This window comes from Mucilaginibacter glaciei (assembly GCF_014773245.1).
In the GTDB taxonomy this organism is placed as follows: domain Bacteria; phylum Bacteroidota; class Bacteroidia; order Sphingobacteriales; family Sphingobacteriaceae; genus Mucilaginibacter; species Mucilaginibacter glaciei.
The window spans coordinates 62,254-88,382 of sequence record NZ_JACWMX010000001.1 but is presented as its reverse complement, the minus strand read 5'-3'; the positions used below and the strand labels follow the sequence as shown (position 1 = coordinate 88,382).

Here is a 26,129-nt window from a genome sequence, read left to right as displayed (position 1 = left end):
AAAAATCAGGCTTCCAGTAAATTTGCGGCCCGTAGCTGTACCAGCCAGTCCTCCCAATCCTGCTCCAACTGGTCGGGCCTAACATCATACTTGTCCAGGATATCCGCTTTGATGTGTTCGTCTGTCTCGCCTCTGTTCATGGCAGCCAGGATCTCTGAAGCTATCGCATTGCCTGAGAAGGAATCACCGGTGGCCGGGTTAAAAATAAACCCGTTGCCACTGGTTGCTATATTACTTTTAATTTTCATTGGGTGCTGAAAATGTATTGGTTTAAACTAAAGGTATTAAATATCAGGTTTAATTATGATGCCAGCAAATAATCCATTCGGCCGGCCAGCACCTGCATATCTAAAGGCTTCACAAACAAGGCATCGCAGTTGTAAGATTGTGCGCTCACCTTTTTAGATTTATAGGCCGTAACAATAATAATGGGTACCGAACGCAGCGCAGGGTCGTTCTTAAAATCCTCGCAAATCATCTGGCAATCTGTATCAACCAATACATAATCCAGTATCACCAGGTCGGGTTTGTAAGTTTTAGCCTTATCGTAAACCGCGTTAGGGTCAAATAAAATAGATACATCCCAGTTACCTGTGGTCAGTATTTCGTCAACGGCGTTCAATACGCGGGTATCTTTGTCTAAAACAAGGATGCGTTTTTTTAAGATCAGTGTTTCCATAATGTGCTGTTTAATATTGCTATATTAAAGATGAGCACATTACAAGCGCGATGTATTGAAGTATCGGTTAATGAGGTTTATGTGTCGATAAAATGAGGGGGGGGGGGGCAGACAACTCACCCCGCGACACCACGTGCGCGACCCTCTCTTCGCCTGCGGCGGAAAGAGAGTGTGGCTGCTTTCATTTTTTAATTCCATACCCTCTTTCGCTTTAGCGAAGAGAGGGTCGGATAGCGGCAGCGAATCTGGGGTGAGTTGAATTTACCAGCAGACAACACAGCTCGCAGCTATTTAGACCACTGCCCAATTACCTCGCTGTAACTGTTACCCACCGGTATCTCGGCATTTTTTAGCTGGATCTTTTTATTGTGGATAGATTTGATCTTGCCCAATGCCACTATATAACTGCGGTGTACCCGCTTAAACTTATCTTCGGGCAGTTTTTCTAAGATTTTTTTAAGCGGCATCAGGGTAAGTACCGGTTTGGGCTGGCTTTGCAGGTGGATCTTGATATAGTCTTCCATACTCTCTATATATTCCACTTCGTTAAATTCTATCTTGATCATCCGGTACTCGGAGTATACATACATACTGCCCTGCTCCTGCTCTTTATGAATGGCATTTTTGTACCGGTAATAATCTACAGCTTTTTCTATTGCCTTGTTAAAGCGATCAAAGTCTATGGGTTTCAACAAATAATCTAAGGCCTGTAGCTCATAACCCTCATAAGCAAAATTCTTGTAAGCTGTGGTAAAAATCACCATCGGCTTCTTCTCTAACGAGCGTACCAGCTCTATCCCGGTAATATCGGGCATATTGATATCCACAAACAGTATATCTACCGGGTTAGCCTTAATATACTCCGACCCGGAAACGGCATCGTCAAAGGTTTTCAATAGTTTTAAAGATGGCAGCCTTGATATATACTCTTCTATCAGGTTAAGCGCCAAGGGCTCGTCGTCTATCGCTACACAGGTTAATTGTTTCATTTTATCCATCTTTTAAAACCAGGTCTACCCTGAAAAACTCATCGGCTTCGCGGATGTTCAGCATATATTTACCGGCGTAAAGGTGTTGCAGGCGCTGCTTGGTATTGGCTATACCTATTCCCGACCGCTCGGTTATCTGGCGGTTAAAGATCTTATTTTGGCAAAAGAAAATGATACTCCCCACCTCTGCTTTTATATCTATCACTATCTCGCTTTGCTCTTTCTTGCTAATGCCGTATTTAAACGTATTCTCTACAAACGACATCAGGATAAGCGGCACTATCTGGCGGCCCGCGGTATCACCGGTAATATTAAAGGTGACTATGGTTTTAGGACCAAGGCGTAGTTTCTGCAGGTCGATGTAATCTTTAATACATTTCAGATCGTCGTTCAGCGGTACAAAATCGCGGGTAACATCGTCTGTTACGTATCGCATAATATTGCTCAGTTTCATGATACTTTCAGACGTGTGCTTGCTGTTCATGACCGATAACGTGTAGATATTATTAAGTGTATTGAACAAAAAATGCGGGTTGATCTGCGCTTTTAAGAAAGACAGTTCGGCGGTTACTTTTTCAGACTCTGTTTTGATCACCTTCTGCTCGGTAGTACGCCACTGCTCAACGGTCCGGACCGACAAGGCTAACGCCGTAATTATAAAGAACAGCACCAGGCTCACTATATCTACCGGTTTAGAATGTTCCCACAAGGGGTTAAGCTTAAACTGCTTTTTTATAGGCTCCTGCATCCGTAGGTCCTGGTTTGGCAACGGGCCAAAGGGTAATGATACGGTATCAAAACCCTTTAAGGCAATTCTGGGTCTTGACTGTGCAGCTGCCTGCATCACAGAATCTTGCCGGGTTGCTGCGGCCTCCATTTGCTGCTGAAAGCGCGGGTTATGCACCAACAATTTATCAAAGGGTTGCAAAAAGAATACACCGCCAAACGTTATCAAAACCAGCACACCATAGATCAAATACCTGCCTTTAAGAAAGAAAGCCGGTATGGCATACCAGATATTAAAGTAAAACAGCGCCAGATAGGTGATAGCGAACAGCCAGTAAAACGGCGATGAGAACAGCAGCAACGCACTGCCCGACTTGTTGCCACTATTTAAAAATAACACAGGCAACAGCAAAAAAAGCAGCCAGCCGGTAATATGGATTATAGTGGTACTTAATTTAAATTTGAACATTTTGCGTGCTAAACGCCTTTTGCATAATGCAACAACCGGCTGTATAATATCGAGTAAATATAATATACGCTGCCGTAAATCTATTTAGCACCACAAATTTATTTGGCTACGGCGCGCAGCATAGAAATGTATCGGTAGATAACGGCTTTGTGTCGATGAATAGCCAATGCCAAGAAGAGCCGTTATTTTTTTGCAGATCAAGAGAAACTAAAAAAGGCCCGGCTTATATAGCCGGACCTTTAGATTAGCAGGGCTTAACACTTATTGAAAAATAAAAAAGGATTTTTTTCCATCCTCGTTATAAACATGGATCTGCTTTTTAACAACCTGATTTTTTGTAGCTACCTCAATTGTGTAGTTACCGTCTTCCAGATCTTTTAATATGTACGCTTTTGCAGCCGTGCCTTTTTTGGCCAGCTGATCAATAAATTGAATTGTGTTATCGGCGTTATAAATCCTAACGACAGAGCGGCTCGCATCGTTGGCATTTACGCTGATACCTACACCCAGTGCAGTACGCAAAGGGTTGATGGTGATCAGTTCATCAGCAGGTGTTGTTTTAGCGAATAATGCTGAACTTAATGTTAAAATTAAGGCTAATAGAGTGATTGACTTTTTCATGATTGTAATTCTTTATTTGTTAATTATTATTTCCGTTTGATTTGTTAAACAAAAGAACAACAATCGTTTACACCCTTAAAATGCGATAGACGGAGCGCGCAAACAAATAGACCGCGGGCTCTTTAAACCCGACGAGCCCCCTTTTCGCATCCGGTCGGTTGTTTTTAAATGCCCATCGGTTACAGGTGGCTATTCGTCGGGCGGTTATAGCTGTTGGTGTTTTTTGATGACCGGGCTTGGTTAAGTTTAAACCGGTAATATTGCACGGATATTAGTTTTCTTTATTATCTTTAAAAGTGGCCACTAAACCTGCTGCATAAATTATTGGAACCCGAGTTTTACAGGCAACTGCACGAGCAAGGCATCATTAGCGATGCTTCTTTTGAAAAGGTTAAGCACAAACATCAAAATGTATTATTTTCCCTGCATTGGGAACTTAAAACTATCCTGTACCTGGGGGTTACGCTCCTGTCTGGCGGGTTGGGTACGCTCATCTATAAAAATATCGACACCATTGGCCACCAGGTAATTTTAGCTTTGATAGCCTTGGTGAGTGCAAGCAGCTTTTTTTATTGCAGTAAACATGTGTTGCCATTTAGTAAAGACAAGGTCGCATCGCCAAACACTTCATTTGATTACGTATTGCTGCTGGGCGCTATTACCATGGTATCTTTTGCGGGCTACATTCAATATCAATACAATATCTTCGGCAATAACTATGGGTTAGCAACGCTGTTCCCTATGCTGGCGTTGTTTTATATCGCTCATCGGTTTGATCATCTGGGCATTTTGAGCATGGCAATAGTAAGCCTTGGCTTATGGATGGGGCTTACCGTTACCCCAAAAAAGCTATTGAGTTATGGCACCTTTAACAGCCAAACCATTATAGGCACTTACCTTACCTTTGGTGTATTATTATTAATAGCTGGCTTTTTAACCCAGCGGTACGACTTTAAAAAGCATTTTAAGTTCAGCTACCACCATTATGGTGTGCATGTGACCTACATCGCGCTTTACGCAGGTTATTTTTATAACTACCAAAAGGGCACCGACCTGCTGTTTTTGGCCGGGGTAATTGCCTTAACGGCTTATTTATACTTCGACAGCCTTAAAACACTTTCTTACTATTTTATGGTAATCACCGTTTTGTATGGTTATTTTGGCGTTTGCTGCCTGATTGTAAGGCTTTGTATGTTATTCCAAAGTGGCGAAGCCTTTTCCGTCGGTATACTGGCATTCCTGCTCTCGGGAGTTGGACTGATACTTCTGTTAATAGAATTAAGTAAAAAAATGCGGGGACATGATCGTTTTTAACAAAGAATGGATTGACAACCTACGGATTGTCAAGCAAGCAGAAAAAGACCAACGCTCCGGTTGTATCACTGTCGATGAATTGTGGCTGATCCGGCGACAATATCCCGTTGGCCTTTATACGCCCGGTGTTTTCACAACCATTGGCTTGTTCATCCTTACGTTGTTTACCATAAGTATGGGTGCGGGTTTTGTTACACTATTGATCGCGGGCGCGGGTGTGCTTGATACTTTTGTGTGGCCACTTGTATTGGGCATTCTGGTATACATCGGCCTGGAGTTGTTAATGCGCGAGAAAAGCCTGTTCCACTCTGGTTCTGATAATGCGTTGCTTTACACCTCCGGAGGTTTAGTGGCAGGCGGTTTAATTTGGTTAGTTGAAGATTTAAACGGCCATCAATCCGCTTTGATGGCCGACGCGACTATCCTATTCCTAATAGGTGGTTTTTTAACGCTTCGCTTTGCAGATATGCTTACCGGAGTAATTACCTGCTTATCTTTTTTCGCGGTAGTATTTTTTGGGTGGCAAAAAGTTGGTTCTTTTGGTTTGGCTACCATGCCTTTTATGATGATGCTGGCCGCCGGTGCGGCTTATGCCCTGCTGCTTAAACTGGCCAAAAAAACGGATGCTGTTTATTATGAAAACTGCCTACTCATTATGAAGATCACCTGCCTGGTGGTGCTTTACGCCGCCGGTAACTATTTAGTGGTAAACAGGTTGAATAATAAATTAAACAATCTGGATGATGCTACGAACACCAGCATACCTTTCGGCTTTATTTTCTGGATCTGGACGTTTGTTGTACCGATTGTTTACCTTTATTTAGGGATCATCAAAAAGCAAACGATGCCGGTAAGGCTGGGCATGCTTTTAATAGTTGCGGCCATCTACTCCTTCCGCAGCTATTACCACCTGCTCCCGCTGGAAGTGATGCTAACGATTGGGGGCGCGTTACTTTTGACAGTATCATTCGGCATCATCCGATATTTAAAAACACCAAAACACGGCATTACCTACCAGGAACCAGATGATATTAATAAATGGGATAACTTAAGGATCGAGTCGCTGATCATCGGCGAAACGGCGGCACACGCCCATGGTAGCCCACCTGCTGATGATGGTTATCACTTTGGCGGTGGCAGTGCGGGCGGCGGCGGATCGAGCGGCGGGTTTTAAAAAATCCCCAGGAATTTCTTTCGTTTTCTTTTAACCGGGTTAGCCCTTGCTTTAGCCGCAGCAATCGAATCAGCAACCACGCGTCGTCTTTTGGCAGCAACCCGCTTTATTTCGGCGGCAGTAATGGCATCTACCGCAAGGTTATCCTGGGTATAGGGCATTGCTATATAGGGTGGGTGCAAATAACCTTTACCCGATGTATAAATTGGGCGGTTATCAATTACATTAGGTGCTTTGGTAACAAAGGCGTAAACTGCTAAAGCCATAAAAAAAACGGCTGCTACTACCACACCGGTAAACACGTTTTTAGGCACAACCTTTAAAGTCCGGTTCTGCTCATACCTGCCCTCTGCTTTGTTGTACGTGGCCCCTGCCGCTATAGCGATAGATTCTACCGACCGGATCAATTTATCTTTTTCACCATCGCTTTGCTGCAGCTGCGCGAGTTCATCTTTCAAGCGTTCGTTTTCTGTTAACAGGATGCTTTGCTGGCCCTGCTTATCGCCCGATAAGCTACCGCTAACAATAGCTTCCTTCAATTCAACGGCACTATTAAACCTGTCGCCGGGTTTTTTCTCCAGGCATTTGCTTACCACTTGTAATAACCATTGGGGCACATGCAGTTCAACAGCTTGCTTGGCATCGTCCCAGCTTTGCGGCAAGGCGGCCCTGCGGGCAGTTACCAGATCGGGCACGGGGGTTTCCAGATGGGCAATCATTACCGTGTTACGGCCGGTTTCATTGTTGCCCTGTAATGGAAACGGCACACAACCGGTGAGCAACTCATACATCACTATGCCGTAACTGTAAACATCCGTTTGCAGCAGCATTTCACCCTCCTGCTGTTCCGGGGCCATAAATTCTATTGCGCCCGCGTTGCGGATACTGGTACGGCGCTGCTCTTCGCTCATAATGGCCAGGCCAAAATCAAGCAGTACATAGTTGCCGGTTTGTACGTTATATTTTACGTTATTGCTTTTGATGTCGCCATGCTTAATACCTACCTGGTGGCAGTGCGCCAAAGCGTTGGCTAATTGGTAAGCCACCCGGATCACCTCCTGCAGCATAAAGATCTTTTCGTGAGGAGGCTGCAGCAGTTCGCAAAGATCGGGGCCCTCAATATACTCCATCTCAATGTAGGGCAAAGATCCGCTCTCGGTAATGCCCGAGCTCAAGAACTTAACTACGTTGGGATTAGCTACCTCGTTTACCTTTTGAAGTTTAGCTACTTCGTTTTTAAAATTTCGGTAATTTTTATCTTCGTCGCTTTCGGTATAGATGGGAGTAGGCAGCAGCTTCACAGCAGTGAGTATAGGCCCCATGCGACGCCCCTTATATACCGAACCCTGACCACCGGTGCGCAGGGCACCCAGGTTCTCTAAACCTTCTGTTATTGTAAAAACTTTACTCATTCGTGGCGGGTTGATAGCTAAATTCTAAAACGGCCGATTCGCCCAGAATGATCTGATCGCCCTCTAACAGTTGGTGACCGATACTGGTTGAACTTAGTTTGATCACGCCCTCAATTTTTTCACTGCGGATCTTGATCTTGTTGCGGGGCGGTACGCCACCCTCGTCGGCAAAGATCATAAACTTGCCCATATCGTTGTTCCACTCCAAATGGGCATGCTGACGACTCACATATTTATTAGCCGGGTCGTTACTATCCGACGGGAAGGCAATGACATTGGTGCGGAAAAAACCGTCATCGCCCTGCGCCTTTTTATCGCGGCCAATGTTTAGTTTGTCGATATCTGATGTGATATGATATTCCGGCTTATCCGTTTCGCCACTTAGCGCACGAATGTAGCCGGATGCACTTTGCTTGATGAAGTTTTTATTGGTTTTAATAAAGAACGCAGCATCCAGTTTAGTGGATTTAACCGCCTCATCAGGAAATTCCTCGTTAAGCACTACTTCCATCGTCCAGCTTTCGGGCAGGGCAACGGCGTAATCGTCGGCAATGCGCTGCACTTCGTCCTTAAAAACCTCCGGCTCATCGGCATAAACAGCGGCTTCATAAAGCGCACAGTCTGACGCCGCGCAGGTGATATACAGGTTCAAGCCTTTAATATTCCCGCCTTCGCCACCTTCAGCTTTCTGCAATTCCTGCTTTACAAACTGTAGCAGTTCATAACGGATGCCTTTTACATCTGCCGGGCGATCTTCGTTATCGCTTTTAAATAAATTAAACATTATTCCGATAAGTAGTATTTATTGAACCTATAAACCTGTTAATATATTGCATAACCCTGCCACTATTTAGTTGTTTGCAACGATGCTTTTAATATAGCCTTTTTTAAGCAAATAAGGTATCACGTGTTTTCCCGCAAGCCGTACCGCGTCCGACGACCCCTGGGTCGATTCGATTCTTACACACACCACCATATTGCCCGCACCATTTGCCTTCGGCGCAAAGAAAACGTACCAGCCATCATTGATCTGCTGTTTTTTCCAGATCCGCTCTGGCGTACCGGTCTTACCCGCTACGGCAAGGCCTAACGTGTAGGCCTTTGGCGCGCTTTGCTCTATCATATATTCCCGCATCAACCGGGCGTAAGCAGGGTCGTTAGCTATTTTAACACCCGCCTTTACGGCTACGGTCGAGTCGCTTACTTTTAGCACGTAACGGTTATTGAGCAGGGTACCATTATTAGCTATTCCCGATGCCACCCTTGCCACCGACGCTGGTGTCGCGATCAACTCGCCCTGGCCCCAAGCCATACCCGAAATACCCTTTGCCCGCGTTTTGCGGATATTATTAGGGTTGTACTTAGGCTTTGTATTAAATTCCGTTTTGCGCCATAATTCGCGCCATTTTTCTTCCTGGGCAGCGTTTTCCTTGTCGCGACCGTAATAATACCCACCTACGCCATGCAAAAACATACCTGTCTTCAAATACAGGGTAGCCATATCTTCCTGCAAATGCTCCTGGTTGGCCAGCTTGATAAAGTAAACATTATTTGATTTGGCAACGGCGCGTTCCAGGGTGATCAATCCGGTCTCATCCGGCTCCAGCCCTTTGGTACGGATACGCTCCCATGGTTCTACGTTGAATTTTTTATCAGCAGCTGCGATCCCTAATTTATTAAATGATGCCAAAGATGTAACCAATTTGGCGGTCGACCCCGGCTGCGTAGCAACGGTAAAACCTAAATCGCTGGTGGTCATCCAGCCTGCCAGTTGGTTTTGTTCCTGGTAGCTCATGGTCAGTTTTTCCCAGTTACGCACAGGTGGTAAAGGGTATACTGCCGATGTTAACACATCGCCCGTACCCGACTCCATAATGACCACCGATACGCGGTTATCCAACAACGATGTATCTGCCGCTATAGAATTCTGGATACTGGTTTGCAGGCCTGCATCCATTGTCAGTTTAACATCGCGGTTGCGGTTCTTAAATGCTTCTACCTCGGGGCTGTTGATCCCTGCAAGCAATAACGGCGATAATGCGCTGTAATCCTTCTGCACTACAGTCATCTCCTTTACACCACGTGCCAGGAACCTATCCTCGCGGTAGCGGTTAGCAGTAATATTAAAGTTTTTGGTGGGCAGTTTAAAGCCCCGCAGTTCGGCGGCATGCTCATATTCGGCAAAGTATCCGTTACTGCTGCCATTAAATACGCCTGTGTTGGCGTCGCCCGTCCAGAAGAACATTTGCTCTTCAAAAGGATAATATCTATCTAAGCGCTTATGCATGGCCGAATCGATATTGTAGCCCTGTGCGCCTGCATTAGCCAGCTTAGCGCGTTGCTTGCGTACCATATCGGGTTTGCTGGTGGCCAGTAGTACGCCATCGCGGTCATACAGATTTCCCGCCTGTAAGCGGTTCATCAATATGGCTATACGTGGGTTATAGCTAAACATCCTCGCGCCGCTTTTATCAGCCACCAAGGATGGTTTCACTACCCATTTTTTGTTGTCAAACGAGTAACGGGATACATTCACCGCCAGTAAGACAATGCCCATACAGGCGGCGATGAGTGCAGGTACCAGGTTTTTATCCTGCTGCTTAGCAATATAATTCATTTGCACCGGCGTACCCCTTACTAATGATGCCGAAAGCAAAAATCCCGATGCCAGCAAGTTGGCTACTAATGACGACCCGCCATAACTTTGGAACGGCAAGGAAACCCCCGAAAGCGGCAATGCCCCTGTTGAACCACCCGCTATGAGCAGGAACTGCACAAAGGTGGAGATGCCTATCCCCGCACAGAGGTAAAACAGAAATGGTGTACCCGTTCGGCGGCCAATGATGATGGAACGGTGCAGGTACAGCAAAAATAAGATAAAGATACAAGCGATCCCCGTCCACCCAAATTCCTCGCCCATAGAGGGCAATATCATATCGGTATGTGCTTCAGGAATAGTTTTAGCAAAGCCTTCGCCTACGCCCTGGCCGGATACGCCGCCGCTGCTCATGGCCCAAAGGCCGTTGGCTACCTGGTCGCCGCCATAAACTTCGTTATTCCAGGCATCCTGCCAGATGGCTTTCCTATCAACTAAACGCTGTACCGGACCCGGGAATACTTTACCTAAATACGGGATCTGATCGATAGTTAGGAAAGCCGCCATAATGATTAGCACCATAATAGCCGATTCGCTCAGGGAGCGGCGTTTAAAGAACATCACGAAACCTGCAATACCGCCGGTTATCAGCGCCGATAGCCAAACATTTTTAATAAACCACGATACGATGACGTATAAAACCACCGCCCCCGCCATAAACATGAAATCGCCGCGGGAAAAGGAGAACAGCGCGATAAACGTAAAACAAACCACCATTGCCGGGCCCAGATCGCCTAGTAAAAGGAAGAGCAATAGAGTTACCAAAATGGCTATCAGCGCAAAGGAGAAAAACGACCAGCGCTTTGTCCAGCTGGTGTATTCGCTGATGAGCTTTTCGTTGGCCGCAAAAAAGCCGGCAAGGAAAAGTATGATCAGGTATTTAACAATCTCGCTTGGTTGAAAACCAAACAGGTTCACCTTTACCCCGCTACCTTCGGGCCCGGTACCGAAGCGAATAGTCAAGGCCAGCAACGTTGCCGCCAGTGCCACCCAGGGCCAACCGTTAGCTGCATTGCGGTTATTACGAAACACCAACATCCGGTAGATCCATGAATCGGGCGTAAAGCGGCGCAGGTTAAACTGTAAGATCACGATTATCGCAAACAGGCCGATGCCTAAATAAACCAGGGTATCTTTAGCAAAGAACCTGTCGCGCAAGGGGTCCTGCAAACTCAACAGCGTTAAAAACGACATACCCGCCAACAGCATTACTACCGGCAAAATTAACTGATCGGCCGTGCTGAATTTCCATGACAGGATGATGTGAACCAGTAAGAACATCCCTACAAAACAGCCGGCAATGATCCAGAAGGATTGATTAAATTCTGCCGGTGTGCGAATGATGAATGATTTTTCCTTTTTCAGGATATTAAAATCGCGGGTGGAAAAAAGCTTGATGGTGTGCGGCGACTGGCTGAACGTGAAGCTTACATCCTCGTCCAGGTTCTCTACCCCTTGCGATGTACCAAACTGGTAGCCCGGCTGTAAGGGCAATACTTTGAATGCTTTACCGGTTGGCAAATTTTTAAAGCTATAATTGCCCGCAGCATCGGTTCGCGCGTAAGCCGTTAACTCCTGTAAATGGCGTTTACCCGCACTATCCGGCAAGAAAACTTTTTTGATACCATTGCTTTGCTCGGTAATCAACTTTACATCCTGCACCTCCTCGTCGTTATAGATACTATCCTGCGGTAATATCATATCCATACGGATCAACACGCCCGATACCGGCTGCTTTTTATTGACAATGCTGCCGCTGATGCTGTAATTGCCCATCGCCAGGTCGGCAGAGGCGGACAAACTCGGCGGGCTTTTCTTTTCCTGTTCAAAGCGTACGGAGTCATCGCCGGTGTAACCCAGTAAAGACCGCGATGCTGCCACCCTGCTTTTAAACGATTCACCACCATTAGCAAAAGCGTCATCGGCAACAAGGTAATATTTACGTTTATTGAGTTCGCCTATATTATCTATTTTTTGCCCGGTACCTATGTTATTGGCGATGGTAGTGGTGATCAGGTCGATGTCGCGCTTATCATCCAGGTAGTAACCCCTGGTCAGCATGGCCTTGGTTTGCCCTGCGGGGTCTTTGGCGTTCAGGTTTACCATGGTGCCGTCCTGCAAACGTTTGTCCACATCGGCAAAGCGCAATTGCAAAACAGTAAATAACCTGAAAAATAAAAACAGAAATAAGGCAGCGATCAGCAGCAGGAATAGCCGCTCCTTTAGCCGGCTTACAGTGAGGGGCTTATCGGGTTCCATGTGGTTTTGGGGTAGCTTTGGCGGCGGTATCTGCCTTTATTTTTGAGCCGGGCATATCGGCAATGATAAACATTTTGTTAGCTAAAAACACTTGCCGCTGCACAGCTACACGACAATCAATAAACTGGGCACCGCGTAAAAGCAAAGTGGTATTGAATAGCGACACGCCTACATCAAAGCCTTCAAATTTAATGTTATCCAGTGCAACCAATTTACAAGCCGCAGCAATATCTATGGCCGGGCCGTGGTAAGCGGTATCGCGTTTTAAAACGATGTTGCCTTTGCCCCTTATGTAAATGGTATCGCGCTGTAAGTGGAGCGTATCGCTGATAATAATGGCTTGTTTAAAGGAGGTGTCAGAGATATTCAGCGTATCCTTTTTCAGGCTGTTCAGCATATTTTGCAGCTTGATCTCGTCGGGGTTGCGGATGGGTGCATCCCTTTCTAAAGGTTTAACCCCAGCAACCGTTACCGGTGCGATTCCTTTTTGCCATTGCAGGTAAAGCCAGACGGTGCTGGCGGCAAAGGCCAGGCATAAAATGGCCAGCAAGATGGTTAACCCATTACTTTTCTTTTCGGCCATAGGTGGTGTTGATTGCGGTTGAATTTTTTGAGGGGCAGCTACCGGCCGGTTCGGGATCATCTCTGCATCTGCTGCGTCTGTATTCTTTTTGATAACCGGGGCTGGCTTTATAGCTTGAGGGCGTTCTTTAGTTTTATCATTCCTTACCAACACCGCGGTAACATTATCCTTACCCCCATTGGTGTTGGCAGCATCAATTAGTTGGGTTGCCTTTTCCTTTAAAGAGATTTCCTGTGTGATGATAAATGTGATGCCTGTTTTATCCACCAGGTCGGTTAACCCATCACTGCAAAGCAACAACATATCGCCGGGTAAAAAAGGCGAGGAGCCCGTTTCGATAAAACTCTCGTCGGTATCTATCTGGGTAGTAAAGCCAAGCGCCTTGTTGATCTCATTGCGTTTAGGATGATTCATTGCGGCCGTTTCGGTCAGCCTGCCCGAGTCTTCGAGGAAGCCTACAAATGAGTGATCCTTAGAGATCTTTACCAACGATTCATCGCGCAGCAGGTATAAACGGGTATCGCCCACGTGGGCGTAATAAAAAATATTATTCGGGACATCTACCAGTGTTACGGTAACCACACAGGCCATGCTTTCCAACCCGGCATCAGTCTGTTTTTTTTGATAGATAGCTGCGCTGGCCTGCTTCAAAGCCTCGATCATCGCCGGGATATAGTCGCCCTTTAAATTGCTCAGATTGTCGGTCAGCACATCTTTGGCAATAGCGGCAGCCACTTCGCCACCATTATACCCGCCTACGCCATCAATAACCGATGCCAGGATCAGGTTGCCTGAAACGGTTTCGGCAATAAAGGTATCTTCGTTATTATCGCGGACTTTGCCCACATCCGTTAACCCAAAGTAGTTTTCAGCCATTGCGTTTACCTGATTGTTTAATATCAGCAAAGTGGGTAACCAACAGGCACACCCCAATTACTAATAATGCTATAGATAATATTTGCGACATGCCTATGATTTAAAAAGGTTTAAGCCGATAATGCCGTTGAGTAACATGCGCGAGTTAACCGGCAGTTCTACCCATTTGGGTGAATTGACATCGCTGCGCTCAACCGTTACCTCGTTCAATGTGGTGATCTCGCCAAATGATGCCAGGTAAAACTTACCATCGGCCTGGTTATGCTTTATTTGCAGGTGCGGCGCGTTCACCCATTCGGACGGGATGGTAAATATGTTTGAGTCCTCGCGTGTTTCGTCGCTGCCGGACACGATCAGCTCATTCTCCTTCATCAGATACTCCACCTTTTTACCGGCAAATTGCTGATCGGGAATAATGGTTTCTAAACGGGCCACGGTAGTATTACCTGGTTTTTGTTCGGCCTGCGCATCCGTTTCCAGTTCCTCGTGATACGGGATCTCGAAATAGCCCTCGCTGTAATAAGTAAAGCCTTTCAGGATATCCTGATCCACATCAAAGGTTTGGGCAATTCCAGTTTGGCGGGGAATAAAGGTTACCCGCAGGTTCTCCTCCTTTTTGTTATTATCGGGCAGTAGCTTGCCTATAAAACCTTTATCGCCACGGGCATAATCGGGGTGCGATACCAGGCGGAACACCCATTTTGAACCAGATGGCTTTACGGTTTTACCGGCTGCACGGTATTCTTTTAAGATCTCATAAAACTTCTCGACAGTTTCCTGTACGATAAGTCCGAAAATACCTTGTTTATTGGCTACAAATTCCTTGTAATCATCGGCGTTAAAGCTGATGATGAATTCATGATAAAACACTACCCTATCTGCAAATGAAAGCTCGGTTATCGACTCTTTGAATTTATCTACAATATAACTGTAAACGGTATCTGGCGTAAGGGCTTTTGCTTTCGCTTTCTCGCTGGTTTCGTTTGTCAAAAACCAGTCCTGAATGCCTATGCGCTGCCAAAAGTTGGGGGTTGAAGCCATTTAATTAAATTGGAAAAGATTAAGGTTGTTTATCTTGTTGAACATCAATTTATGCTTGTTGTTTTTGCCGACCAAGAAATACTACTGATCGGGCTTTACGGTGGTATCCGGTATCGTGTTCTCGGTGCTATCTGGTTTGACCACAGGCTTTTTCTCGGCACGTATACTATCCCTTTTAGGTTTAATGGTATCCATTTCTGCCGCGTTATCGCCCAGGCCTTGCGCCGACCCGTAATTTGGCGGCACGGCTGATGTATCCCGCACGCTTTGTAAACTATCCTGGTTAACTTTGTTAGGGTTTGCCTGCCTTTTATAAAAGGTTGAGTAAACCGCCATCCCCATAAACAATACCAATAAGGTGAGCACCGTGTAATAAAATGGTTTGGATAACGACACCCTCGATTCATCTTCTAAAGGTGCGGAAACTATAGACTGGGCGGGCGCTTGCTGATATTTAAGCAGTTCGGTTTTCAGCTTTTCATTCTCGCTTTGTAAAGCGATAGCGTTCAAGCCTGCTTCCTGGCTTTTACTATCTGATGATGATAAGCTACCATTAATAATGGCAGCATCCAATTCCATACCGCTTGCATACCTGTCTTCGGGTTTTTTTTGCAGGCATTTGGCAATTACCTGAAGTAGCCATTGGGGCACCTGCATTTCCTGCTTTATTTTTTTAGCTTCCCAGGTTTCGGGCAGGGCTAGTTTACGGGCACGGACCAGGTCGGGCACTTCATTTTCTATATGTGCCAGCATTACGCTGTTGCGCCCGGCATCGCCGCCATTCTTCAGTGGGAAGGGCACCTCGCCGGTTAGCAGTTCATATAAAATAACGCCGTAGCTGTAAATATCTGTTTGCAGCAGCATTTTGCCTTCGTGCTGCTCGGGAGCCATAAATTCGATAGCGCCTGCATGGCGGATGCTGGTACGGCGCTGCTCCTCGGTCATTATTGCCAGCCCAAAATCGAGCAGTACATAGTTACCTGTATGGATATTATATTTGACGTTATTGCTTTTGATATCGCCATGCTTAATGCCTACGTTGTGGCAATGGGCCAATGCGCCGGCCAACTGATCGGCAACGCGAATCACTTCTTTTAGCGTAAAAATCTTATCGTGAGGTGCATGCAGCAATTCGCACAGATCGGGCCCATCAATATATTCCATTTCTATGAAAGGGAATGAGCCGCTATCGGTAATACCCCAGCTCAAGATCTTAACTACATTGGGGTTGGGTTGCTCGTTAACTTTTTGCAGCTTGGTTACCTCGTTACGGAAACTGCGGAAATTCTTATCCTCTTCACTTTCGGTATGGATGGGTGTGGGCAGTAGTTTGATGGCCGTGAGGATTGGGCCCATTCGCCTGCCCTTATATACAGATCCCTGCCCCCCGGTGCGCAACGCACCCAGGTTTTCGAGGCCTTCTGTGATGGTAAATACTTTGCTCATTAATTTTTATATAGCCGTAAATATACTTAACAGCATTACGCAGACTAAATTACATTTAATACGCGCAATTGTTGTAAAGATGTGGTGCTTTTGATTTCGTCTGAACCTAAATTTATAGAATTTTTAAATTGACAGAATATCGAGTGCCTCCGATAATTGTTTAAATTCCATACAATTCGAGTTTAGACCAATTAACCCACGGGTCACGCTGCGCTAAACTTGAGGGAGCGTGCTATTCAATCCGTTACTTTAATATTAGGATTTATTGTTTTTAACGCTTTAATGAATTGGTCAATTTTTTTAGGTGAAATAAAGATATCATCGTATTTATTATAATTTATAATAATTCCTTTAGTTGACAACGACGGCTTTTTACCTGAAAATAGTTTTTTATTCTTAACTATTTCTACGATAGCGTTAATTTCAATAGATCCTTTCAACAAAGCTGATTTGTAAAATAATTGATTGCCACGAATAATGTAATAGGTGTCATACCACATCCAAGCTAAATACATTAATGCGGTAATAAGTACGTAAGAAGCCGCATAAACTTTAGCAAAAAAGCAGATGATAGTCATTATTACGACAAAAACAATTATCGCAATCACTATGGATCCTTTTCTCGAATAATATTTCATGGCGGGTTGTTTTGTAAAATACTTAATAAGAACAAACTAAGATACTATTATTCAATATGAAAAGATTTTATAAACTGTTCTTGTCAGCGTCAGCTAACAAATGTTGCAGACTCATAAATGCAACCCACCAGTTACGCTGCGCAAACCCCGCTGGGGCTAAAGCTTTTAGACCTTGAATATATAAGTAGTATCCAACCACTATTTTGTTTATTAACATAAATGCCGGTTGTGATTTTTTATATATTTGTTATAGTGTTTTCGACTCCTTTCACTACCACTGTATCGTTTAATTAAGACAGTAAAGGTTGCTTTCGCTAAATATTTTATTAGTGCAATAGGATTCAAATGATGCTTACAGATTTTTCAAGTATGGAAAGAAGTTAGGTAAAGTGATATTACATAGATGATTCAAACCCCTGACCCGAAAACCCCAACCCTTTCTCAAGTTCTAAACGAAAGTTATTATCCTTCATTAAATGGCTTAAGAGGTGTTGCGATTGTTCTCGTGGTGGCTTCTCATTTAAACATTTCCGGAAATGTTTTAATTAACGGTCAATTAGGGGTGGATTTGTTTTTTGTGTTAAGCGGTTTTTTGATTACAACCCTCTGTTTAAAAGAACTCAATAACACAGGTAGTTTATCGCTTAAAAGTTTTTACGCCCGCCGCTCACTTCGTATTTTTCCTGTAGCGTATTTGTATCTTATTGTATTACTTGTACTCAATATCAGCTTTTCCCTTGCTATACCAGGGTTTCAGTTCGCGGGAGCAGCTTTATACCTGATGAATTTTAACTATTTCAGAGCACACAATTTTACCTGGCTGGTCGCTCATTTTTGGTCACTGTCTGTGGAAGAACAGTTTTACGTAATATTTCCGTTCTTGTTAAAAATTAACAGAAGGTTTTTTTTCATTGCCATAGCATTTATTGTATTGGGGTTACCTATACTGTGTTCTTTACAATTTTTTTTTAAACCACTTAATCAAGGAATTTTTTACGCATTTACCCACTATTTGATCAAGTTTCAGGGAATTGCAATTGGTTGTTTATTTTCTGTACTTACTATGCGTAAAGTTTTTGACCACCAAATGTTAATAAAAACAAAAACTCTTGGCAATCTAGCTGCGATAATTCTTATTGTTTACCTTAAATTCGATGATTTCTATTCTATAAAAGCTGTATTCATCAATGGAATTATATCGTTTTTGATTGGTTATTTGATAATTAGTAACCTTAATAGCTCCAGCAATGTAATTTATAAAATTTTGAACTTTAAACCCTTGGCATTTATTGGTATCATATCGTACAGTATCTATATATGGCAACAGATATTTACTTCTAGCAACCCTAATTTATCTAAATATGTAATTAGTTATCCCTATAATTTGATCTGGATTGCTATAGTTCCGTGCCTTTCTTATTTCTTTTACGAACGTTATTTTTTAAAATTAAAACGCAAATTGAAAAAAATTAATTGATCCCAAAACAAAGGGCCTACGCTTTCAACCAACAAGAGACCGCGAAAGCGATTTCATCACTTCGCCAAATAGCTTGTAAGAATATAACCTGGATGAATGTTCAAAGATGTGGGAGGTAGCCATCACCTCGTCAACACCAGTTTGCTCCAGGAAGGCGTTCATTTCGGCTTTGATTTTTTCGGGGCCACCAACAAATGCGTAGGCAAGCATTTGCATAACGGCTTCTTCTTCAAACACATTCCAGATATCGTCCATACTGCTTACCGGTGGGGGCAGCAACTGCCTTTTCCCGGTTACGATACCCATAAACAATTGCTTTAGGGAGGTTGCCAAACGCTCCGCCTCTTTATCAGTATCCGCCGCAACTACGTTTACGCAAGCCATTACGTAAGGGCTTTGCAAATACTCAGACGGTTGGAAGTTATCACGATAGATATTAATGGCCTCCATAAAATAAGTTGGCGCAAAATGGCTGGCAAAGGCATAAGGCAAGCCCATTGCAGCAGCTACTTTGGCGCTATCTGTGCTTGAGCCTAAAACCCAAATAGGGATGTCTAATCCTTCACCGGGGATAGCCCGTACTTTGGCGGTCGCGTTCTCTTCCGAGAAAAAAGTTTGCAGTTTTACAATGTCCCGAGGAAAGTTATGCGCCGCGTTAAAGTTTTCGCCGCGGATGGCATAAGCAGTTGTTTGATCTGTACCCGGTGCACGGCCCAAACCTAAGTCTATCCGGCCGGGATAAAGGGAGGCGAGGGTGCCGAATTGCTCGGCTACAATTAAGGGTGCATGGTTTGGCAACATCACACCTCCCGAACCCACCCGGATGGTTTTTGTACCCCCTGCTATGTAGCCAATTAAAATTGGTGGCGCAGAACTGGCTACACTGATCATGTTATGGTGCTCAGCAAACCAATAACGGGTATAACCTAATTTCTCTGCCTGCTGGGCCACATCCAGGCTTTTTTTGAAGCTTTGTCCGGGGGTGCTGCCCTGGGTTACGGTTGCCAGGTCTAATACGGAATATTTTATATCGAGGGATCTTTCTGTACTCATTGTTCTGTCTTTCTGCGGCGAATAATGCCTTTGGTATTGATGTAACCAAATTTAGTGCTAATAATACGGCCAAATATTCAAACGGGTTTTAAATGACTTTAGGCTCACAAAACGGCCCTATTATTACATCAAATTAATATCTTAGCGAATCGAATAAGTTAACCCTGTTCCATACACACCTATCCAGCAAAGATGACTGACACCAATGCTATCAAAATTTCTATTACCGATACTATCTATACTATTATCGGTATCCTCTTTTGCGGATTCGCCCTTAAAAGTTTCCTTGTTCCAAATGCTTTTTTTGATGGCGGGGTAACAGGTATTTCGTTGCTGATCCATGAAATCTATCACGTTAATATTGCCTATGTGATCATCATTGCCAACATCCCGTTCATTATTATGGGCGGGTTCCAGGTCAATAAAACCTTCGCGGTAAAAACCTTTCTGGCTATAGTGGGTGTTGCCCTTTGCCTTTTATACATCCCCTATCCGGAAAAGATCACTTCAGATAAATTACTGGTCTCTATCTTCGGCGGGGTATTTATGGGTACGGGTATAGGCCTGGCTATCCGGGGTGGCTGCGCGCTGGATGGTATTGAAGTATTAGCCCTTTACACCGGTAAACGAATCAGCTTTACCATCAGCGAGATCATCCTGGGCATTAATATCGTTATCTTCCTGATAGCGGCTGTAAAGGTGGGTTTGCCTACTTCACTCTATTCTATAATTACCTATTACACGGCTTCCCGTACCATTAATTTTGTGATAGAGGGTTTAGAAGAATACACCGGTGTAACCATCATCTCCGGCCAAAACGTATTGATCAAAGAGATGCTGGTGAAACAACTCAGCCGCGGCATTACCATTTACAAAGGCGAGCGCGGTTTCCTGAAAGAGAGCTTTGACGTGAGCCACCCGGTGGACATTGTATTTACCGTAGTTACCCGGCTTGAACTGCGCCGTTTACGTAACGCGGTGCATGAGATAGACCCTAAGGCCTTCATCTTTACCAGCATTATTAAAGAGGCCGCAGGTGGGGTGCTCAAGCGCCGGGCAAGGCACTAACCGGCAAAAATATTCTTGATCCAGCTTCTATAAAAAATGATAAATGGGTTTACAAAGGTTTACATATTTTCCTTTTAAAACACCTATATCATTAATAATCAATACCTTAAAAAAAATGGTGGGTTGACATAATTTTGATGAAAAAGTACCGGTTTAAAATTAGCCGTTGTTAATATGGTCACCAACAACTATCAGGACAAGTAATAAACAAGTCCGATATTTTAGCCGTTGTTGGTGTTGTCACCAACAACTATTAGGACAAGTAATAAACAAGTCCGATATTAGTTTTACATGGCGAACATCAATTTTGACTATCACCCTCAATTCTTTACCGCTACTATCTTAGAATGGAAACCACTTTTAAAAGAGGATGCTTATAAAGATATAATTATAAAGAGCCTTCAATTTTATCTGCAGAAAAAAGCATTATAGTTTATGGCTTTGTAATTATGCCAAATCATATTCATTTAATTTGGCAGATACAGGACGGTTATAAACAAGGGTTGATACAGATGCGGTTTTTGAAATTTACCGCACAACAAATGAAATTCAGGTTAATAGACACAAAAGACGAAAGGCTTTCATGGTTTTTGACCAATGCTAAAGACAGGAAATATCAATTTTGGGAAAGAAACGCGTTAAGCGTTGATTTATGGACTCCAGAAGTATTTATGCAAAAGCTGGACTATATTCATAATAATCCATTGCAGGATAAATGGCAATTAGCGAAACTACCGGATAAATATAGATATTCTTCGGCCAGGTTCTATGAAACCGAAACTGATGAATTCGGCTTTGTTAAACATCATAGCGGTGGTTGATATGCGTGCGGTTTGTTGGTGACAACACCAACAAAGGCGAAGCGGCATTAGCGAACCTTCCGGATGAATATAGATATTCTTCGGCCAAGTTCTATGAAACCGAAACTGATGAATTCGGCTTTGTTAAACATCATAGCGGTGGTTGATTTGCATGCGGTTTGTTGGTGACAACACCAACAAAGGCGAAGTGGTTGATTTGAGTGCAATTTGTTGGTGACAACACCAACAAAGGCGAAAGGTGAGCGCGGTTTCCTGAAAGAAAGCTTTGATGTGAGCCACCCGGTTGACATTGTGTTTACTGTATTTACCAGGCTCGAACTGCGCCGTTTACGCAACTCGCTACACGAGATAGACCCTAAGGCCTTTATCTTTACCAGCATTATTAAAGAGGCCGCAGGTGGGGTGCTGAAGCGGAGAGCAAGACATTAATTATTCAATAACCTCGTAAGTATTTACCGGTTTTATTTTGTTTTTAAGCACAAACTCGCCGTTAGCCTTGCATTTAAAAGATTCTTTTATCTGCCCGTAAACGTCCTCTGTGATTACGATCTGCCCGGCGGTTGATATGGATTGCAGGCGTTGTGCTACGTTAACGGTATCGCCAATAACGGTGTAATCTAACCGGCGTAACGAGGCGGAACCAATATTACCCGACACCATTTCGCCGGAATTGATGCCGATGGAAATTTGCGGTTTAAAATTCTTTTCGCCAACCGAGAATTCTTCTTCATCAGCCAACTGAGCCCTTAGAGCCAACGCAGTATCTATGGCCCTGTCAAGGTGAAAATCGCCACGGAATACGGCCATTACGGCATCGCCCATAAACTTATCAACGTGCCCGCCCTGGGCTATTATTTCTTTAACTATTTTATCAAAAAGGCCGTTCAGTATCTTGACTACAGTGTTAGCGGGGATATGCTCGGTAATAGAAGTAAAGCCGCAAACATCAACAAACATTACGGTTGCATGCAAGGCTTCATTTTTCATCAGGCTGCCTTCAAACTCTTTTTGCGACATGAATTTAAGCACGTTTTCGTCCACATACATCTTCAGGATGTTGTTCTCTTTGATGGCCCGCAGGGTGGCCTGCATCTCGCGGACATGGCTAATGGTTTTTTCCATGGTCAGATCCAGGTCTTCAAAGTCGACAGGCTTGCATACAAAATCAAAGGCCCCGCGGTTCATGGCGGTACGGATGTTTTGCATATCGCCGTAGGCTGATACCACCACCGCTTTTAGCATAGCGTTGGCTTCGGGCAGGTGGCTTAACAGGGTAAGCCCATCCATTACGGGCATGTTAATGTCAGACAGGATGATGTCCAGATCGGGGTGCTCCTTTACCATCTGCAAAGCTTCCTCGCCGTTTTGCGCAAAAATAAACTCGTATACGTTCTCCCTGATCTTTTTGCGGAACTTCTGTTTAACCAGTATTTCCAGATCTGCTTCATCATCCACTACCAGTATCTTGGCCATTATGCACTAATTGTTTTGAGTTTTTCTTTCAATAAATTAAAATCGAGCGGCTTTGTTAAAAAGTCGTCAGCCCCTTTATCCATTGCCTGGCGGTAATTTTCGTCGTCGCCATAAGCGGTTATCATCATCACCACAGGTGGCGGCGGCATATTATAATCATGGCGGATATGATCCAACAATTCTATCCCGCTCATGCCCGGCATGTTGATATCCGACAGGATCAGCACTACTTCCGAATGTTTTTCTTCCAGGTATTGCAAGGCTTCCTCACCCGATTGGGCAAAGCTGAATTCAATTTCATGATTTTTGATCTCCTTGCGGAAACGCTGTAAAAAAAGCGGCTGTACGTCGGCTTCGTCGTCTACAACTAATATTTTCATATGGTGGCTAAAGATAAAAAAATGAATTTACACCGGCAGGGTTATCACAAATTCGGTACCCTCTCCCTCTTTGCTATCGATATCTATTTTGCCTTTATGGGCCTTTACAATAATATCGTAACTTAAAGAGAGCCCCAATCCGGTACCCTCGCCCGCGGGTTTTGTGGTAAAAAAGGGCTGCATGATTTTGTCCTTTATCGCATCTGGGATGCCGCTGCCGTTATCCTTAACCACTATCCGGATGCTATGCACCCCGCCCGATACGGTTTGTATCATGCTGGTGCTCACCTCAACGCGGGGTTTAAAATCGGGCCCGGCGGTTTTCTTTTTATCATGCACGGCATAAAACGCATTAGTGAACATGTTGAGCAATACCCGCCCAACATCCTGCGATACAATATTGATCACCGGCAAATTAGGGTCGAGGTTGGCTACCAGCTCGGCGTTGAAAGATTTATCTTTGGCGCGCAGCCCGTGATAGGCCAGGCGGAAGTATTCGTCAGCTATAGTATTGATATTGGTGGGTTCCTTCACGTTGCTGCTGGCGCGGCTATGTTGCAGCATGCCCTTAACAATGCCGTCGGCGCGTTTCCCATGATGGCGGATCTTCTCCATGTTATTCTTGATATCTGTTGCAATCGCGATAGCTTCGTCCGTATCGCCTTTGGCCAGTTCCTCGGCCATCTCGTCTATCAGTTCCATACTTACTTCAGAGAAATTATTGACAAAGTTAAGCGGGTTTTGGATCTCATGCGCGATGCCCGCCGTCAGTTCACCCAGCGATGCCAGCTTTTCCTGCTGGATCAGTTGCGCCTGCGTGGCCTGTAGTTCTTTTAAGGTTCCCTGTAGTTCGTTCTTTTGCCTGGTGAGTTCCGCAGTCCGTTCTGCTACCAGTTCTTCTAATTCGGACCGGCGTTCATTGATGCGCCTTATTTCTTCGCGCTGCTTTTTAGAAGTAGCTACGCGGGCAAAGATCCAGCCGAAGGCTACTAACTGGGCGCTTTCTAAAAAGTTATCGTACTTATTATATACTTTAGGAATAACCAGCTCCAATATTCCATTTAAAATGGCTGTAAAAACCAATGGATAATGTGCGAATATCAGTACGTCGAACGATTTAAAATCGGGCTGCTTTTGCATGTAGGCCATCGTAGCCAGTAGCAAAGCACCACCCAATAAATTGCTCACCTCATCTTCTAAATAAATGGCGCACAGGAGCCAAAGACCAGCCACCGCGAAACTCGCTAGTTGAAGGGGCCTGTCCCACTTAGGATAAACAGGCGAAAATTTTAGCGACTTCCTAACCCTTGTGATTAATAAAAAAGTGGCCAGAAAAACAAAAATATGCATGTGTGATGAGTTTGGGAATAATAAAAACTAAGGTAATTATTTATCCGGAACAGTTGGTGCAGGTTGGACAGAGAAAAAAACGGCACAAAAAAGCCGGGGCTTAAAAACCCCGGCTTGTAATTATCATTGATCTGTGTATTATTTACTTGGTACACGCCCTGGCGTAACAGGTACTGATGGTGCTGTCGGCGATGTCGGTGTCATTGGGCTTGGTGTTGTTTGCGGTACCGGCGTTGGTGTTGGGCTGGTAGGCATTGTTGGCACCGGTGTAGTTGGGCTTGTAGGTGATGTTGGCACCGTAGGCATGGTTGGTGACGTTGGCGTAGTAGGCGTTGTACGAGGCACATTCGGATTAGTCGGATCTGCCGGGTAATTTGGGTTCGTTGGTGTAGTTGGGTACGCCGAAGGGTTAGTTGCCGGTGTTGTTCTTACCGGCTTTGTACGCGTGCTCTTGGTACGCGATTTTGGTACCGTATCCTGTTGAATGGTTGCAACACCATTTGCCAATATCACCTTATCTGTTGTGTGGGTTGTTTTTGCTGTGGCATATCCTAATGCACAGGTGGCAACAGCCGCCATCATCAAACTTATCTTTTTCATAATGTTATTTATATAATGGTTTATAATAATTAACTTATAAATACAACTATTAACCATAGATAAGGTTTTGATTATTTTTAATTCTCCCCTAATCGAACCTAAAACCGCTGATAAAAACGGTTAAAATCAGAAAACCCGACAGCTTCGCCGGGTTTTCCGATTAAAAGATAGTAGTTGGCTACTGTTTAGGGTTATCTGCCCAAACGGTAGTTTCCTCCCAGGCGTCAAAGTCGCGCTGTAGTTCAGTTATTTTATTGCGGCCACCTTTTAAGGCAGCTGCACCTAATAATAAACGCAAAGGCGGGTTTTCAGACTCAACAGCCTTAACAATCGCTTTTGCTGCGCGCACCGGGTCGCCGGGTTGGTTACCGCTGTAACCGCGGATGTTCTCTTTGTTAGCACCTGCTGTAGTTTTATAGTCTTCTATTACTGTCTTACTTTCATTTGCCGACCGGCCTGCCCAATCTGTACGGAAACCGCTTGGTGCAATCACGGTCACTTTAATGCCCAGTGGCTTTGTTTCTTTCGCTAACGATTCCGAAAAGCCATCTACCGCGAATTTGGTAGCGTTATAGAATCCCACAGTAGGGAAACCAACCAGGCCACCTATTGAGGCTATGTTGACGATATGCCCGCTTTTTTGGGAGCGCATATTTGGCAACACTGCCTTAGTCACATTGGCCAACCCGAAGAAGTTGATCTCGAACATCCGGCGGATCTCGTCTTCTTCACTCTCTTCTATCGCTCCAAAATAACCTATCCCGGCATTGTTCACCAATACATCTATCTGCCCGAATTTCTGTTTGATCTGCTCAACTGCCGCCGAGATCTCGTCGGCTTTGGTTACATCTAATTTAACGGCAATGGCCGTTTCGGGGTAGTCGGTAATGATATCCTTTACATCATCGGTATTACGTGATGCTACTGCGGCTTTATAGCCCTGTGCTAAAACCTCTTTGGCTAATTCCCTGCCGAAACCGGTAGAGCAGCCTGTTATAAACCATACTTTACTCATTGTTGCTAT

24 protein-coding genes are annotated in these 26,129 nt (G+C 44.5%); 6 read left to right on the top strand and 18 right to left on the bottom strand.

The features are described from left to right. Positions 1–5: 5 nt before the first annotated feature. The 5 genes from IDJ76_RS00420 to IDJ76_RS00400 form a co-directional block, all read right to left on the bottom strand. Positions 6–248: a PqqD family protein gene (locus IDJ76_RS00420; RefSeq protein ID WP_191159588.1), complete on the bottom strand. Its 243-nt coding sequence runs from the start codon at positions 246–248 to the stop codon at positions 6–8. Between the two features lie 53 nt (positions 249–301). After that, entirely contained in the window at positions 302–679 is a 378-nt protein-coding gene (locus IDJ76_RS00415) for a response regulator (RefSeq protein ID WP_191159586.1), read from the bottom strand. A gap of 287 nt (positions 680–966) precedes the next feature. Continuing rightward, the gene (locus IDJ76_RS00410) at positions 967–1,668 is read right to left on the bottom strand and encodes a LytR/AlgR family response regulator transcription factor (protein ID WP_191159585.1); all 702 of its coding nucleotides are present in this window, start codon (positions 1,666–1,668) and stop codon (positions 967–969) included. Position 1,669: 1 nt separating this feature from the next. Then, on the bottom strand, positions 1,670–2,863 hold the full coding sequence (locus tag IDJ76_RS00405) for a sensor histidine kinase (RefSeq protein ID WP_191159583.1): 1,194 nt from the start codon (positions 2,861–2,863) through the stop codon (positions 1,670–1,672). Positions 2,864–3,124: 261 nt separating this feature from the next. Then, positions 3,125–3,484: a hypothetical protein gene (locus IDJ76_RS00400; protein ID WP_191159581.1), complete on the bottom strand. Its 360-nt coding sequence runs from the start codon at positions 3,482–3,484 to the stop codon at positions 3,125–3,127. Positions 3,485–3,808: 324 nt separating this feature from the next. Between IDJ76_RS00400 and IDJ76_RS00395 the strand changes: the two genes are divergently transcribed. Beyond that, positions 3,809–4,798 (top strand): DUF2157 domain-containing protein, encoded by a 990-nt coding sequence (locus tag IDJ76_RS00395; protein ID WP_191159579.1) that lies wholly within the window; start codon positions 3,809–3,811, stop codon positions 4,796–4,798. Further along, entirely contained in the window at positions 4,785–5,972 is a 1,188-nt protein-coding gene (locus IDJ76_RS00390; RefSeq protein WP_191159577.1) for a hypothetical protein, read from the top strand. Before IDJ76_RS00395 ends, IDJ76_RS00390 begins: the two co-directional genes overlap by 14 nt. On the opposite strand, the gene IDJ76_RS00385 is transcribed toward IDJ76_RS00390, so the two are convergent. From IDJ76_RS00385 to IDJ76_RS00355, 7 genes are all read right to left on the bottom strand, one after another. Then, on the bottom strand, positions 5,969–7,384 hold the full coding sequence (locus tag IDJ76_RS00385; RefSeq protein WP_191159575.1) for a serine/threonine protein kinase: 1,416 nt from the start codon (positions 7,382–7,384) through the stop codon (positions 5,969–5,971). The two genes, IDJ76_RS00390 and IDJ76_RS00385, sit on opposite strands and share 4 nt — an antisense overlap. After that, positions 7,377–8,168, bottom strand: coding sequence for an FHA domain-containing protein (locus IDJ76_RS00380; protein ID WP_191159572.1), 792 nt, complete (start codon positions 8,166–8,168; stop codon positions 7,377–7,379). The genes IDJ76_RS00385 and IDJ76_RS00380 overlap by 8 nt, the downstream gene beginning before the upstream one ends. A gap of 66 nt (positions 8,169–8,234) precedes the next feature. Then, a complete protein-coding gene (locus IDJ76_RS00375; protein ID WP_191159570.1) occupies positions 8,235–12,299 on the bottom strand; it encodes an FtsW/RodA/SpoVE family cell cycle protein in 4,065 nt (1,354 codons plus the stop codon). After that, complete coding sequence (locus IDJ76_RS00370) at positions 12,286–13,758, bottom strand: PP2C family protein-serine/threonine phosphatase (RefSeq protein WP_191159568.1); 1,473 nt, start codon at positions 13,756–13,758, stop codon at positions 12,286–12,288. The genes IDJ76_RS00375 and IDJ76_RS00370 overlap by 14 nt, the downstream gene beginning before the upstream one ends. A gap of 93 nt (positions 13,759–13,851) precedes the next feature. Further along, the gene (locus tag IDJ76_RS00365; RefSeq protein WP_191159566.1) at positions 13,852–14,799 is read right to left on the bottom strand and encodes a hypothetical protein; all 948 of its coding nucleotides are present in this window, start codon (positions 14,797–14,799) and stop codon (positions 13,852–13,854) included. An 81-nt stretch (positions 14,800–14,880) separates the two neighbouring features. Further along, on the bottom strand, positions 14,881–16,245 hold the full coding sequence (locus IDJ76_RS00360; RefSeq protein WP_191159563.1) for a serine/threonine protein kinase: 1,365 nt from the start codon (positions 16,243–16,245) through the stop codon (positions 14,881–14,883). Positions 16,246–16,481: 236 nt separating this feature from the next. Next, positions 16,482–16,883, bottom strand: a complete 402-nt coding sequence (locus IDJ76_RS00355; protein ID WP_191159561.1) for a PH domain-containing protein — start codon at positions 16,881–16,883, stop codon at positions 16,482–16,484. A gap of 403 nt (positions 16,884–17,286) precedes the next feature. On the opposite strand from IDJ76_RS00355, the gene IDJ76_RS00350 reads away from it, so the two are divergent. Continuing rightward, positions 17,287–18,360, top strand: coding sequence for an acyltransferase family protein (locus IDJ76_RS00350; protein WP_191159559.1), 1,074 nt, complete (start codon positions 17,287–17,289; stop codon positions 18,358–18,360). Positions 18,361–18,384: 24 nt separating this feature from the next. Here the strand turns inward: IDJ76_RS00350 and IDJ76_RS00345 are convergent, their stop codons facing one another. Continuing rightward, positions 18,385–19,413: an LLM class flavin-dependent oxidoreductase gene (locus tag IDJ76_RS00345; RefSeq protein WP_191159557.1), complete on the bottom strand. Its 1,029-nt coding sequence runs from the start codon at positions 19,411–19,413 to the stop codon at positions 18,385–18,387. Between the two features lie 192 nt (positions 19,414–19,605). Here IDJ76_RS00345 and IDJ76_RS00340 point away from each other — a divergent pair, with 192 nt between their 5' ends. The 3 genes from IDJ76_RS00340 (at position 19,606) to IDJ76_RS00330 (ending at position 21,731) form a co-directional block, all read left to right on the top strand. After that, positions 19,606–20,481, top strand: a complete 876-nt coding sequence (locus tag IDJ76_RS00340; protein ID WP_191159555.1) for a YitT family protein — start codon at positions 19,606–19,608, stop codon at positions 20,479–20,481. A gap of 449 nt (positions 20,482–20,930) precedes the next feature. Further along, positions 20,931–21,302: a hypothetical protein gene (locus IDJ76_RS00335; RefSeq protein WP_224746143.1), complete on the top strand. Its 372-nt coding sequence runs from the start codon at positions 20,931–20,933 to the stop codon at positions 21,300–21,302. A gap of 213 nt (positions 21,303–21,515) precedes the next feature. Continuing rightward, complete coding sequence (locus tag IDJ76_RS00330) at positions 21,516–21,731, top strand: DUF2179 domain-containing protein (RefSeq protein ID WP_317173928.1); 216 nt, start codon at positions 21,516–21,518, stop codon at positions 21,729–21,731. Here IDJ76_RS00330 and IDJ76_RS00325 read toward each other — a convergent pair whose 3' ends face one another. The 5 genes from IDJ76_RS00325 to IDJ76_RS00305 form a co-directional block, all read right to left on the bottom strand. After that, positions 21,732–22,775 (bottom strand): adenylate/guanylate cyclase domain-containing protein, encoded by a 1,044-nt coding sequence (locus tag IDJ76_RS00325; protein ID WP_191159551.1) that lies wholly within the window; start codon positions 22,773–22,775, stop codon positions 21,732–21,734. After that, positions 22,775–23,155 carry a response regulator gene (locus IDJ76_RS00320; RefSeq protein WP_191159549.1) on the bottom strand — a complete coding sequence of 127 codons (381 nt, stop codon included), beginning with the start codon at positions 23,153–23,155 and terminating at the stop codon, positions 22,775–22,777. The genes IDJ76_RS00325 and IDJ76_RS00320 overlap by 1 nt, the downstream gene beginning before the upstream one ends. Positions 23,156–23,182: 27 nt before the next feature. Next, on the bottom strand, positions 23,183–24,388 hold the full coding sequence (locus tag IDJ76_RS00315) for a sensor histidine kinase (protein WP_317173927.1): 1,206 nt from the start codon (positions 24,386–24,388) through the stop codon (positions 23,183–23,185). Positions 24,389–24,643: 255 nt separating this feature from the next. Then, on the bottom strand, positions 24,644–25,105 hold the full coding sequence (locus IDJ76_RS00310; RefSeq protein WP_191159545.1) for a hypothetical protein: 462 nt from the start codon (positions 25,103–25,105) through the stop codon (positions 24,644–24,646). Positions 25,106–25,283: 178 nt separating this feature from the next. Beyond that, the gene (locus IDJ76_RS00305) at positions 25,284–26,120 is read right to left on the bottom strand and encodes an oxidoreductase (protein WP_191159543.1); all 837 of its coding nucleotides are present in this window, start codon (positions 26,118–26,120) and stop codon (positions 25,284–25,286) included. Between the last annotated feature and the right edge of the window lie 9 nt (positions 26,121–26,129).